The 13,613-nt window shown below is 52.6% G+C and carries 11 protein-coding genes; 3 read left to right on the top strand and 8 right to left on the bottom strand.

From position 1 onward, the window contains the following. Nucleotides 1-45: 45 nt before the first annotated feature. The 6 genes from ABYT30_RS04820 to ABYT30_RS04845 are packed head-to-tail and all read right to left on the bottom strand — an operon-like array spanning nucleotide 46 to nucleotide 6,410. Entirely contained in the window at nucleotides 46-525 is a 480-nt protein-coding gene (locus ABYT30_RS04820) for a hypothetical protein (RefSeq protein WP_373083690.1), read from the bottom strand. A 47-nt stretch (nucleotides 526-572) separates the two neighbouring features. After that, nucleotides 573-1,556 carry an oligopeptide/dipeptide ABC transporter ATP-binding protein gene (locus tag ABYT30_RS04825; RefSeq protein WP_373095457.1) on the bottom strand — a complete coding sequence of 328 codons (984 nt, stop codon included), beginning with the start codon at nucleotides 1,554-1,556 and terminating at the stop codon, nucleotides 573-575. After that, nucleotides 1,553-2,536 carry an ABC transporter ATP-binding protein gene (locus ABYT30_RS04830; protein ID WP_373095460.1) on the bottom strand — a complete coding sequence of 328 codons (984 nt, stop codon included), beginning with the start codon at nucleotides 2,534-2,536 and terminating at the stop codon, nucleotides 1,553-1,555. The genes ABYT30_RS04825 and ABYT30_RS04830 overlap by 4 nt, the downstream gene beginning before the upstream one ends. Then, complete coding sequence (locus ABYT30_RS04835) at nucleotides 2,533-3,846, bottom strand: ABC transporter permease subunit (RefSeq protein WP_373095463.1); 1,314 nt, start codon at nucleotides 3,844-3,846, stop codon at nucleotides 2,533-2,535. Before ABYT30_RS04835 ends, ABYT30_RS04830 begins: the two co-directional genes overlap by 4 nt. After that, nucleotides 3,846-4,793, bottom strand: coding sequence for an ABC transporter permease (locus ABYT30_RS04840; protein WP_373095466.1), 948 nt, complete (start codon nucleotides 4,791-4,793; stop codon nucleotides 3,846-3,848). Before ABYT30_RS04840 ends, ABYT30_RS04835 begins: the two co-directional genes overlap by 1 nt. A 3-nt stretch (nucleotides 4,794-4,796) precedes the next feature. Continuing rightward, complete coding sequence (locus ABYT30_RS04845; RefSeq protein WP_373083192.1) at nucleotides 4,797-6,410, bottom strand: peptide ABC transporter substrate-binding protein; 1,614 nt, start codon at nucleotides 6,408-6,410, stop codon at nucleotides 4,797-4,799. Nucleotides 6,411-6,484: 74 nt separating this feature from the next. Here ABYT30_RS04845 and mnmC point away from each other — a divergent pair, with 74 nt between their 5' ends. The 3 genes from mnmC (at nucleotide 6,485) to ABYT30_RS04860 (ending at nucleotide 12,499) form a co-directional block, all read left to right on the top strand. Then, nucleotides 6,485-8,530 (top strand): bifunctional tRNA (5-methylaminomethyl-2-thiouridine)(34)-methyltransferase MnmD/FAD-dependent 5-carboxymethylaminomethyl-2-thiouridine(34) oxidoreductase MnmC, encoded by a 2,046-nt coding sequence (gene mnmC / locus ABYT30_RS04850; protein ID WP_373095469.1) that lies wholly within the window; start codon nucleotides 6,485-6,487, stop codon nucleotides 8,528-8,530. A gap of 77 nt (nucleotides 8,531-8,607) precedes the next feature. Then, the gene (locus ABYT30_RS04855; protein WP_373083195.1) at nucleotides 8,608-9,465 is read left to right on the top strand and encodes a glutaminyl-peptide cyclotransferase; all 858 of its coding nucleotides are present in this window, start codon (nucleotides 8,608-8,610) and stop codon (nucleotides 9,463-9,465) included. A 70-nt stretch (nucleotides 9,466-9,535) separates the two neighbouring features. Beyond that, the gene (locus tag ABYT30_RS04860; protein WP_373095471.1) at nucleotides 9,536-12,499 is read left to right on the top strand and encodes an insulinase family protein; all 2,964 of its coding nucleotides are present in this window, start codon (nucleotides 9,536-9,538) and stop codon (nucleotides 12,497-12,499) included. 3 nt (nucleotides 12,500-12,502) lie between these two features. Here the strand turns inward: ABYT30_RS04860 and ABYT30_RS04865 are convergent, their stop codons facing one another. Together ABYT30_RS04865 and ABYT30_RS04870 are read right to left on the bottom strand one after the other, a co-directional pair. After that, a complete protein-coding gene (locus tag ABYT30_RS04865; protein WP_373095474.1) occupies nucleotides 12,503-12,937 on the bottom strand; it encodes a Spy/CpxP family protein refolding chaperone in 435 nt (144 codons plus the stop codon). A 67-nt stretch (nucleotides 12,938-13,004) separates the two neighbouring features. Beyond that, complete coding sequence (locus ABYT30_RS04870; protein ID WP_373095476.1) at nucleotides 13,005-13,445, bottom strand: regulatory protein RecX; 441 nt, start codon at nucleotides 13,443-13,445, stop codon at nucleotides 13,005-13,007. Nucleotides 13,446-13,613: the final 168 nt, after the last annotated feature.

Genomic DNA, 13,613 nt, shown 5'->3' on the forward strand with positions numbered 1-13,613 from the left:
ATATTCAGCTAGGCAAGCTATCGACATTTGTATTCACTGTCAACACTAGCTGGTCGCTGTTTTGACTTCTGCAGATCGATATTGCTCCGGATCGATAAACATCAGTTGCAATACCAGCGCCCCGGGGCGTCGCAGGTCGGCCCCCAAAACCAATGCATTTAATACCCCATCGATATAGGTCAGCGCCGGAATATTAAAGAGTAGCTGATTACCGCCGTCGTCGCTCATTACCAGTGGTTCTGCTTTGGCATTGATTACTTTCGCCAACTCTGCGGTCAGATATAGCAGCTGCTCCTTAAATGCACTGAAATTCAAATTGCCGCGAAACTCCTGAGGCAATAATTGCAGCTTGACCCGCAGCGCTGACTTATCAGGCATGGTCATATCGGTCAAAATCAATTCCCGCCCCGCCTCTAGCTCGCGGAAATAACGTTTTGCTTCTGTGCGCCCTGCATCCAGCAAACCGCTTTTAAATAAGCTTGCCGCTATTGCCAGCACACTCGCTGCATCCATTTGTACTTTCATTATTTATCGATCCGTATTGTATGGTTATTGGCCTCGCGGCCATGACATTACTTTCTTAGCTTTAAAATTTCCACATCCGCCAAGCGATGGCAGGCTGCCATAGTCGCTACTTTGGTGGGCCGCAACCATGGCGGGTTTGCGCTGCACGCTGGTTCCGCCATAGCGCAGCGCGGTGCAAACCGGCAGCCACTATCTGATGCCAGCGGAGCTTTGTGTCCTGCCGACTGGCCCCGTATTGCCGGCGCAAATTTCCGTTCTTTGATGACCCCATCTAGGTGCGCCGCTAACAACTTCGCCGTGTAGGGGTGCCGCGGCCCTTCGAATAACGGTGGTGTTGCGCCCAGTTCAACAATTTCACCAAGGTACATTACCGCTGTACGGGTTGCCAAAAAACGCACCACCGCTAGATCATGAGCAATAAACAACATAGCGGTATTGTGCTCGGTTTGCAGCTCTTGCAGTAAATTAATGATTTGCGCCTGCACTGACACATCTAGTGCAGAGACTGGCTCGTCACATATAACTAACTTTGGCTCGGCGATAAATGCCCGTGCGATACCAATACGCTGCCGCTGGCCGCCGGAGAGCTCATGCGGGTAGCGCTCCCCTGCGGACTGGGGTAAACCCACTCGCTCCAGCCAATAGCAGGCCTTGGCCCTCGCCGCCGCGGCGTCCACCCCCTGACTCCACAGCGGCTCTTGCAGGCTAGCCAATATTGTCATGCGGGGATTTAGACTGGCATAGCTATCTTGGAACACCATTTGAATTTGGGTGGACATCGTTTTAAATTGGCGCCGATTATAGTGGCGAGGCATCGCCTCGCCACCAATGATCAACTCACCTGCCGAGCGCGGCTGTAAACCCGCAATGATCCGCCCCAAGGTCGATTTGCCTGAGCCGCTCTCACCGACCAAGCCCAAGACTTCCCCCGCTTCTATTTCAAGATTGACGCCATCGACCGCGGCCAACAAAGCGTCGCCGCTACCAAAATGACAGCGTAACTCCTGCATCTGAACAATTGCGCTGCTCATTGCTCCGCCTCCCGCCAGCGCGCCGGGTGTTCAGGGTGCCAGAGCCAGCACCGCGCCAGGTGTTCGGTACCCGCTTTACAGGAAAAATTGGGTGGCAGCTGGTCGCAAATCGCCATACGTTCAGAGCAGCGCGCCGCAAAACCGCAGCCCATTGGAGGATGGCGCAAATCCGGCGGCGTTCCGGCGATGGCTTGCAAACGCTGCGGGTGCGCCATATTCGGCACCGCCCGTTTTAGCGCTTGGGTATAAGGGTGGGCTTCGGTGTTGAAAACCTCGCGCAAACTACCCGTTTCAATGGTTTGCCCGGCATACATGACCGACACCGAGTCGGCAATTTCAGCAACCACGCCTAGGTCGTGAGTAATAAACAACATGGCGGTGCCGCTGGATTCACGCAGCTCACGCAAAATACTCAACACTTCAGCTTGCACGGTAACATCGAGTGCAGTCGTTGGCTCGTCGGCAATCAGTAATTGTGGCTCGCAAACCACGGCCATGGCGATCATTGCGCGCTGCAGCATCCCGCCAGAGAATTCAAAGGGGTATTGTGCCGCCCGCTGGGCCGGGTTCGCGATGGCAAGGCGCTCCAGTAGCGCAATCGCCCTCATACTCGCCTCGCGTTTCGACAAGCCCTTATGAATCCGCAGTGGTTCTGCAATTTGGCTGCCGATGGTCTGAGTGGGGTCCAATGCAGTCATTGGGTTTTGAAAGATCATCGCGATCTCATTCCCCCGCAAGCGCCGCCAATCCCGCTCACTGAGCTGACGCATATCCTGGCCCGCAAAATCCCAGCGCACGGCGTTGGTCTGCGCCGCAGCGGGCATTAAATTTAATAAACTCATGGCGGTTACCGATTTGCCACAGCCAGACTCCCCCACTAAGGCCCGGCACTCGCCCGGCGCCAAACGCAGTGACACATCGCGCACGGCGTGCACGGGGCCAATACTCACCTGCAAATTGTCCAAATCGAGTAAATTCATGCTTTTGCCACCCCCGCCCGGCGATCGGTGGCATCCCGCAAGGCATCGCCAAGTAAATTAAAGGCCAACACCGATACGCTGATAAAGAAAGCCGGCAATAACAATTGCCGAGGGTGGGATAACAAGGTTTTTATACCGTCATTGCACAGCGCCCCCCAGGACGTGGTTGGCGGCGATACACCCATACCAATGAAAGACAAAAAGGCTTCGGTGAAAATCGCTTGCGGAATAGCAAAACTAAAGGCGACCAGTATCATCGGCAGCACATTAGGAAGCATATGCCGGAGTATTGTCCGGCTGGTGCTGACCCCCGCAAGTTTTGCAGCTTCAACAAATGCTTGACCACGCAGGGCCAGTACCTGCCCGCGAATTAACCGCGCACTGCCAGGCCAACTCAGCATGAGCATGGCAACAATTAGCGGCATGATGCCGTTTTCACCAGGGCCGATACCAAAGGCGACACGAAACAAAATCATAAACAGCAAAAATGGCAGGGCCACCACAAAATCGACAAAGCGCATCGCAACTTGGTCAATCCAGCCCCCAGCCAAGCCCGCAATCGCGCCAAATATACAGCCAAAACTGATGTAGAGCAGCGGTGCAACAACACCAACAAAGAGCGAGGTTCTGCCGCCGGCCATCAATCTCGCTAAAATATCCCGGCCCAAGGCATCCGTGCCCAGCGGGTGCCCGGGCAATTCTACCCACTGCCCCTGACTGCCTTCCGTCAGCCCAACCGGCACAAGCCCCTGCAACTGGGCCTCAAACAAAGATATGGCTGCCTCAGGTCGGACTTCCCGTGCCAGTAACAACAAACCGGTCTCCGCATCAGCAATGGTGTAGCGATAAATCTGATAACTGAGTTGCAGTTGGTCTTGGTAATAAGCATTGTCCGTTTCCGCGATCGCTAGTCCTAAACCTGCCTTGTGGGCCGAGCTACGATAAATTCGGTAGCGCTTTATACCGTCTAATTTCGGCCATTGCAGACGAACAAACTCGGTATTAGCGTCGTGAACAATTAAGGTCTGCGGCGCTTCAGCTGCAGGCGGCTGCCACGCTCCACTCTCGCTGATTAAGCGCGCTGCATGGGGACCACTTGGTCCAGCCGAAATTTGCGACAGCCACTGCAAGGACGGATCTTGACGCCACACCATCGGCCCGACACTGACAAAAAGTAGCAAGGCGATGACCACCAGTGCCGACATCACTACCGCTGGGGTCGCCATTTTTGGCAGCGGCAAAGGCGTTATTTGCTCTAGATCTTCTGTCGCCCAGCTTCGTTTAGCGAAGCGAAATACCGATATATTCATTAGCGGCCACCCCCGCCATGAAGCCGTATTCGGGGGTCAATAATCCCATAGCTAATATCCACCACGACCACCACAAGCACCAAAAATGCGCCGTAAAATACGGTGGTGCCCATGATGACGGTGTAATCTAACTGCTGCACGGCCTGCACGAAATACCGGCCTAGCCCAGGAATTGCAAAAATCAGTTCCACCACAAACCCCCCGGTGGTGACCCCTGCAATTGTGGGACCTAATTCGGTGACCACCGGCAATACGGCATTGCGTAATTGATGGCGCCAAAACAAACTCCAGCCATGGACACCCTTGGCTTTGGCTGCGGTATTAAAGTCTGCGCTCAACACTTCGAGCATCGAAGCCCGCATAATACGGCTTAAGTAAGCCATAGTACCCAAGCCCAAGACCAAGGCTGGCACCCAAATATGATTCACACTTCCCCAACCCGCCACCGGTAATAAGGTTTTACCGGCCGCGTTATTCATTGCCACAATAATGAGCTGCGCCAACCCTGCAATGACAAAACTCGGCACTGATATCGCGGCAATAACACCAATCATGACCAAACGGTCAGGCCAGCGATTCCGGTAATAGGCCGCCACGGTACCTGCCGCAACACCACCGACCAAGGCAATCAACACCGCAGTAATTCCCAAAATGGCGGATATTGGGAAATGCTTACTAATAATATCGTTAACTTTACGGTTTTCTTGGGTAAAGGAAATACCAAAATCCCCCTGTAGCATATTACTGAGGAACAATTGGTACTGCTCAATTAAGGGCTTATCTAATCCGTAACGCGCCTCTAGCTGCGCCCTGACCGTAGGTGACATCGCCTTTTCTTGCGTTAAGGGGTCACCGGGTACGGCGTGCATAGCAAAAAACGTTGCAGTGGCGATAAACCAAATTGTCACCGCGCCGGATAGAAGTCGCTTGGCAATAAATGTCAGCATGGTTTAGCGCTCGATCCATGCGTAGCGAAATAGTGGGTCACCACCAAAAATAGAACGCCGCACCCCTCGCAGCTGCGGGTTTTGTACATATAGGGCACCGTTTTCATAGGTCGGCAGTATAGGAACATCATCAACTACGATTCGCTGAATTTGCGCCATCGCACTAAACCGGCTGCGGGGATCATTACTATTTTGCGCTAAGCGAATCCAGCGATCATAAACGGGATTATCATAGCGCCCGCGGTTGTTATCATTCCAAGAGGCGAATAAATCCGCAAAAGTCATAATATCATCGTAATCCGGCCCCCATGCAGCGGACACCAAATCAAAGTCACCACGACGCATTTTTTCTAGGCGCTGTTTAAAAACTTGTTGATCAATACGCAGCTCAATGCCAAGTCCATTCTTGAATAAATACTGGTAGTACTCGGCCTCTTGTAAGGCTCTTGGACTATCGCCAGCCAGCAACATAAGCGGCGGTATTTCGCTAATACCCAACTCCGCTTTGGCTTGGCGAATATACGCCCGCGCTGCGGCGATATCCGGATCTACCCGCAGTACAGGATACTCGTCGCGGAAACTCTTTTTTAACCCCTTAACTGTCACTGGAAACAAGGAATACGCGGGCTGAATACCCGGCAAGCCGATAATTTTATTTACTAATAATGCCGGGTCAATCAGTCTTTGAATGGCTTTGCGAAAGGAACGGTTTGCGGTAATGCGGCCTTCACGGAAGTTAAACTCCAAAAAATACAGTGAGCCAGTGTGAAAATACTCAATATCAAAGCCCCGCTTTACCGCCTCAGCCAATAGGCCGGTGTCTAGTGGCGCCATGGCGATTTGCTGGTCGCGAAATAAATTAAACTGCGCACTGGGGTCCGCCGTGATGTAGGGCATATCAATTTCATTAATCCGCACCGACTCCGCGTGCCAATATTGCGGGTTTTTTCGCAATTGCAAATGAGCGCCATGCACCCACTTGTTTAGCAAATACGGCCCATTTACAGTGAGTTTGTCGGCGTCGGCGGCGTAGCGGCCACCCCATTGCGCCAACATGTCTTCCCGCAGTGGCAAAAAGGTCATAAACGCAGTCAAACTAAGAAAATAAGGACAGGGACTAGCAAACTCAACTTTGAGCTCGGTATCCGATATGGCGGTGACCCCGAGTTCAGCAACACCTAACTCACCCCGATTCACTGCCTCCGCATTTTTAATGGGGTAAAAAATAAAGGCGTACTGAGATGCGGTTTTAGGATCTAAAGCATGACGCCAAGCAAATACAAAATCATGGGCGGTCACCGGCTTGCCGTCGCTCCAGCGCGCATCGTCGCGCAACCAAAAACGGGCGCCGTCAGCGTCTAATTGCCAGCGTAAAGCAACGCCTGGAGCGAGTTCGCCGTCAGGGCCATAAACCAGCAGGCCCTCCATTAAATGCGCCAAAATAAAACTCGCGATTGTGTCGGTCGCGACCGCACTATTCAGCGTTGGTGGTTCCGTGGCTAACGCCAGCGTCACTTTCGCCTTATCGGCATCAACCGCCTGCGCCCAACTTTGGCTCGCCAATAAGATGACCGCACCGACGGCAAGGGCCTTGCACCACACTTTCCAAATCAACAAAATTTATACACCGAGGTTTTGGTCATTTTCACTGTTACAATACAATCCCTGCTAGTCCTGATACTCACTGTACAATGACCACCAAACATGAAAATAGTCCCTATTCACTGCACAGCGCGGAGCTCCTCTGGGACTCAGATGGCGCGCCACGCGCCGCAAATTACGGCGACATTTATTATTCCCAGGAAAGCGGCATTGACGAAAGCCGCCATGTCTTTCTCTCTCACAATAAGCTCGCCGAACGCTGGCAAGCGCTGGACAGAGAAACGACTGGAAAATTCACAATTATTGAAACAGGTTTTGGCACCGGCCTAAATTTTTTACTGGCCTGGCAGCTTTGGCAGCAAACTGCGCCCCAACGCTGGCAGCTTCACTACATCTCGGTAGAAAAACACCCGCTTACCGCTGAGGACTTGCGCCGAGCTCATCGCAACTGGCCCGAACTCGCGTCTCTGGCAGCTATACTACAGTACAATTATCCGCCGCTGTTACTCGGGCAGCATCGTAGATTGTTGAATAGTGCACAAGTTTGCTTGGATTTACTGTTTGGCGATGTATTGGAGTGTATTCCCGCCCTATTGGACGCGCCCAATTCCGCACTCAATGCCGATATCAGAGCTAGGCATTGTGCGGACGCCTGGTTTTTAGACGGCTTTTCCCCAGCCATCAATCCCGATATGTGGCGCGAATCCCTTTTCACCTGTATGGGTGAATTAAGCAAGCCGGGGGCCAGCTTTGCGACCTTCACCGCCGCTGGCTTTGTAAGGCGCGGATTGCTCGCTCAGGGATTTAGCGTTGAAACAGTCAAAGGCCACGGTCGCAAACGAGAAATGTTGCGGGGTACGGTCACCCGTGGGGTTAGCGCCGACGCCCCGCTACCGGCCCCGGTGCCTGTGCCTTGGCATTTACCGGCACCACAACTACCGGTAAAACATATTGCGGTCATTGGCGCAGGCCTTGCCGGCTGCAGTACGGCCAACGCCCTTGCCCAACGCGGCTATAGAGTGACACTTATTGAGCGTCATACGCCCGCCAGCGGCGCATCAGGTAACCCGCAAGGCATCTTATATACCAAGCTTTCTGCCACGCCCGGCGACCTAAATAAGTTTAATCTCAGCAGCTTTTTGTTTGCCCTCAGCCACTACAAAGATCTTTTAGACCGAGAGCTGATCACCGGTGAGCTCTGTGGTGTACTGCAACTGGTAAAGTCCGAGCGGGAAATAAAACAGTTTCACAAACTAAAGGCGCTACTCAATGACCAAACGTGGTTGCAGTTCCTCAGCGACGACGAGCTGTATGAGCAGTCTGCTATATCGCTGACTGGCCAGGCTTTCTTCTATCCCGGCGCGGGCTGGCTATCACCGCCAAGCGTTTGCCAAGCAATGCTCAGCCACCCCAATATTACGCTGGTTAACAACACCACCGCACTGCAACTGACTCACCATGAAGGTGACTGGCAGATATTGGATGCGCAACAGCGGTGCGTCTTGCAGGCGGACACCGTGGTCATCGCCAATAGCAACGACGCCAAGCACTTTGCGCAAACTGCGTATTTACCGATTAAAGCCATTCGCGGTCAATTAAGCTATTTAGCCGCAGACGCCCTAAGCCAGTCGCCTCGCTGTGTAATATGCCATGACGGCTACTTGGCCCCCCCAGTAAACGGCCAATTCTGTGTCGGTGCCAGCTTTGATCTTCATAACAAAGACTGTGAGTTGACTGTTGCCGATCACGATTGGAACCTCGGCCAACTAAATAATCTCGCGAGCGATTTACTTAAACCAGGCGCAAGGCCGACTGGCGGTCGCGCTGCGCTGCGCTGCGCCAGCACCGACTATATGCCGATCATCGGCGCGGTTCCGCAGCTTGACGAGTTCAAAAAGAATTACCGGGGATTAACAACCGACGCACGCCGCAAAATTCCGGTCGCCGCCACAAACCACCCCAATCTTTATGTTAACGTCGCCCACGGTTCCCGCGGCTTAACCTCGACGCCGCTCTGCGCAGAATTACTGGCGAGCTATATTGCCGATGAAATCCGTCCACTGCCTAGGGAGCAATGTGAAGCACTCTCCCCAGCCCGCTTTATTATTCGCAAGCTCATTCGCTCACAGGCTTAGCCGCGCAGTCTGCTAAGCCCTAGCGAAAGCGCGCGTAGCCTGTATGATGGATACACTACCCTGTCGATGATATCGCCATGACCAAAATCGCTCCGCTGCTTCGCCACGTATTAGCTCTGCCAACGCTACGCTTACTCAGTCTATTGAGCTTGCTTTACATTACTAGCAGCGCATTTGGCAATACGATCGACTACACCGTCATTGCCAGCTATCCCCACCAACCCGCGCTATTTACCCAGGGGCTTGAACTCTATCAAGGCCGGCTCTATGAAAGCAGCGGCTTGTACGGCCACTCTAAAATCGTTTCCCGAAGCTTTCCCCCCAAACCAGAAGACAGTATTAGCGGCACCGTGCTGCCCAGCAATCTCTTTGCCGAAGGCTTAACCTTATACCGAGGCAAACTGTATATGCTCACGTGGCGGTCGGGTAAGGGACTGATCCTCGACCCTCACCACTTTAATTTACTCAGTGTCTTTACATACGAGGGCCAAGGCTGGGGGCTATGCGCAAGTATTAATAAGGAACGTGGCGATTATTTGGTAATGAGCAACGGCAGCGACCTGCTCCAATGGTTTGACCCAAATACCCACAAGCTAAGCCACACAGTGGCTGTCAGTGATGAGGGCCAAGCAGTGGATCAGCTCAATGAACTTGAATGCCTAGGCGATTACATTGTTGCCAATCAGTGGCACCAACCCCATTTACTCATTATTCATGCCCACAGCGGTGAGGTACTGGGAAAGGTCGATCTCAGTGCGCTTGCACTTGATGCCGCGCAGTCGACCACACTCGATCCGGAAGCCGTGCTCAATGGTATTGCCTACGATGCCGATGACGATAGCTGGTTAGTCACCGGTAAGCTCTGGCCAAAGATTTACCGTATTAAATTTGACCTAGGCAAACTCAATACCACCCAACAAGCCGCTTCGCGATAAGTCATAGGCAAGCCCTTTGCCACCGGCTAGAATACCCCTTGATCCCCATACATTGACACTTGGATACAGCATGACTCAAGCAGCACCTGTCACCACCGCTAGCAGCACTACTCCTCCCGCATTCCCGAGCTTCACCTTAATCAGCAGCGAAGAGATACCTGCACTTGGCGTAAGCATCGCGGAGTACAAGCACATCAAAACTGGCGCAAGTCACTACCATATCGCCAGCGACAATCCGGAAAACGTGTTTTTAGTGGCGCTGCGCACCGTGCCTAAAGATTCCACTGGTGTTGCCCATATTCTCGAGCACACCGCCCTTTGCGGCAGTGAAAAATACCCCGTTCGCGACCCGTTCTTCATGATGATCCGGCGTTCACTTAATAGCTTCATGAACGCCTTTACCAGCTCAGATTGGACCGCCTACCCCTTTGCCAGCAGTAATCGCAAAGACTTTGAGAACCTGTTGCAGGTGTATATGGACGCGGTGTTTTTTTCCCGTCTCCACCCACTGGATTTCGCCCAGGAAGGGCATCGCGTGGAATTCAAAGAAGCCGGCAATCCCGATTCAGAATTGGAATTTAAGGGCGTGGTCTTCAATGAGATGAAAGGTGCCATGAGCTCAATCTCCAGTCAGCTCTGGCACACCCTATGCAAATACTTATTCCCCAGTACCACCTATCACTATAATAGCGGCGGTGAGCCAGAGGCCATTCCCGATCTCAGCTACGAGCAGCTCAAATCTTTCTATCAAAGCCATTACCATCCCAGCAACGCGATATTCATGACCTTTGGCGACATACCCGCCGCCGAGCACCAAGCCCGCTTTGAGGAGTTAGGCTTAGCGCGTTTTGAAGCCATCGATAGCCACATCGAAGTCGGCGACGAGAAGCGCTACCACGCCCCCATACGCGTACACGAAAGCTACCCGCTTCCCGCTGCAGAAAACAAAGGCAACAAAACACACATCGTCGTTTCTTGGTTAATGGGGAAAAGCACCCAATTAGAGACTTTATTAGAAGCACAACTCCTTGCCGGCGTCTTGCTCGACAATAGCGCCAGCCCCTTACTACGGGCATTAGAAACAAGTACTTTGGGCAGTTCCCCCTCGCCGATGTGCGGGCTCGAAGACTCTATGCGGGAAATGGTCTTTGCCTGCGGACTTGAAGGCAGTAGCCCAGAGATGGTTGACGACGTTGAGGCCCTCATTTTAGAGACCTTGCGGGATGTGGCCGAAAATGGCATTGCCAAAGACGACGTTGACGCCGTTCTCCACCAATTAGAATTACAACAACGCGAAATCGGCGGTGACGGCTACCCCTATGGCCTGCAACTTATACTAACTGCCCTCGGCAGTGCCACCCATCGCGGCAAGCCAATTGAACTACTCAATTTAGACCCAGCTTTACAGGCCTTGCGCAAGCGCGCCGCCGAACCGGACTACATTAAGCAATTGGCACAGTCGCTATTAGACAACCCCCATCGCGTCACCTTAATAATGAGCCCCGACGAAAATATTCAGCAACGAATCGAGCAAGCTGAAAAGCAGCGCTTAGCGAATATTAAAGCTAGCTTAAGCGCTGAGGAAAAGCAGGCAATTGTCGACCAAGCAGCGGCTTTAATCGAGCGTCAAGCTCTCGAAGAAGACGACAGTATTCTTCCCAAAGTGACCTTGGCCGATGTGCCCCTAGACATGCCTGCCTTGCATAGCGAACAAGGCCAATTCGGTAGTTTGCCTTATACCCGCTACGGTCGCGGCACGAATGGCTTGGTATACCAACAATTGCTCATTGCCCTTCCAGAATTAGATGATGAAGAGTTATCCCTGCTCGCGATCTACACTCAGGTGCTCACTGAGCTTGGTCTCGGCGATCAAGATTACCTGCAGGTACAGGCACGCCAAGCTCAGGTTTGCGGTGGCATCAGTGCCTACACCAGCATGCGCGGCGATATTGCTGACGAGCAACAACTAAAAGCTTATTTAGTGCTGTCCTCCAAGGCACTGCTTCGCAATGCCAGTGCGCAAGCTCAGTTAATGCGCGACACTCTAGAAACCTTGCGTTTTGACGAGTCCGAGCGCATCCAAGACCTCGTCGCCCAGCTCAAAGCACGCCGCGAGTCCAGTATCACCGGCAACGGTCACAGCCTCGCGATGACTGCCGCCAGTGCCGGCATGAGCCCTATTGCCAAAATAAACCAAGCCCTTGGCGGCTTAAGCGGCATCCGTCAGCTTAAAAGCCTGAGCGAACGAATTGCTGCGCCTGACGAGCTAAACAAACTTACCCAGAAGCTGGCCGCGATACACAGCAAAATGCTCAAGGCTGAACGCCAACTCTTAATCATCGCCGAAGACGACCGGCTCAGCCCACTGTGTAAGGAACTCGCGCCGCACTGGCAAGATTTCAATGACTTGCCCAAAAGCCATTTTAGCCAACCCGCTATACGAGAGGTGAAAAAGGAATTCTGGGTTGCCAATTCACAGGTCAACTTCTGCGCTAAGGCCTACCCTACGGTGCCCTCTGACCATCCCGACGCACCCGTATTGACGGTACTGGCTACGTATATGCGAAATGGCTTTTTACACAGGGTCATCCGCGAACAAGGTGGTGCATACGGCGGCGGCGCCTCCCAGGACTCCAATATTGCTGCGTTCCGGTTTTACTCCTACCGGGACCCACGTTTGCAGGACACCTTGGACGATTTTGACAAGTCCATTGACTGGATGCTGAACACCGCCGTGTCCGCGCAAGGCTTAGAAGAAGCAATTCTAGGTGTGGTGAGCAGTATTGATAAACCAGGCTCACCGGCGGGTGAGGCCAAGCAAGATCACCACAGCAATATCTTTGGCCGCAGTTTGGACCAGCGCCGACGTTTCCGTCAGCGCGTTTTAGCGGTGACCGGCGCTGATTTAGTCAGGGTTTGTGGACGTTATCTCAGCAGTGGTGGTGCCAGTGTCGCGGTGCTAAGTAATGCTGCTAAAGCCAGTGAGCTAAGCGACTGGCTGGCCGAGCAGCAGTTTATTATTGAGCAGTTGTAAAACTTATTTATTCGGTAAGCCGCCGGCCTGCTGAGCCACCGCTTCTGAACGCATTTCATTGTATTTGCGCCTTTGCTCAACGGTGAGCAAGGCGTAAAAACCGCGCTGGGTGTTGAGCAAGCTCGCCGTGTGTGCGGCGGATAAGCGGCCGGCTTCGCGGCTTATCCGCAGCACATCATCCGCATCGAGTCGAGCCAAATTGGCGCTTTGAATATTTTGCTGTACCTTAACCAAGCCCTCACGCACATTCGCCGCATTCTCGGCGTAACTTGCCAATATCGCACTCACTTTTTCTTGCTGAGCCGTCGATAGCGCCAACTTTTCTATTAACACGGCAAACCGCGCGTCATTAATGCCCGCTACCTGTGCTGTAGCTACATTAATGCCAAAGCCCCCAGCAAAAGCAAGGGCAAACAGCGTCGCGAAGAGTTGTCTCATTACATTCAATCCCACAAAAAATTAATTTAACGGCGCCGCAAATAGTATGCAGCAATAATTTCGCCAATCAGAACAGGGCATTAATATGCTCTAGGTCGTAACCTTTGTATTGTAAATATCGAATACATTTCGATCGCTGCCGAGGGTCGTCGAAAACCATTCCCGCGTATTTTTTCTGAAATAGCGCGTGTGCCGCCGCGAACCAATCCACATCTTGCTCAGCGAATTGCTCGATAATTAACGCATCACTTATGCCACGCTGCCGCAGTTCTGCGCGAATTCGTTGGGGCCCAAAGCCACCTTGCACTCGCAGGCGGATAAACGAACCGGTAAAACGCCGGTCAGACTGCAAGCCTTCAGCCGCAAGTGTATCTAAAACGCTGCCAAGCTCATTACTGTCAGGGAATTTACGAACTAGCTTTACTTCAAGTTCGCGGCGAGAATGCTCTCGACGGGCAAGGTAATCCATCGCCTTTTGTCGTATTAATTTTGTATCAAACTGCTTCACAATACCGTTTTCACCTCAAAACCTACCTAAACCGCTACAAAAGCGTCGAATTCCCCTAAGTAAACTTCGGCAACTACTTATTTATTTCATTCTGTGTAAAGCCCAAAGTATCTACCAAGGCCGAGAGGGAATCGCCTTTGTATCGGTCCAATTCAATGTAAACGGAGA

Source organism: Zhongshania sp., assembly GCF_041623545.1.
GTDB lineage: Bacteria > Pseudomonadota > Gammaproteobacteria > Pseudomonadales > Spongiibacteraceae > Spongiibacter.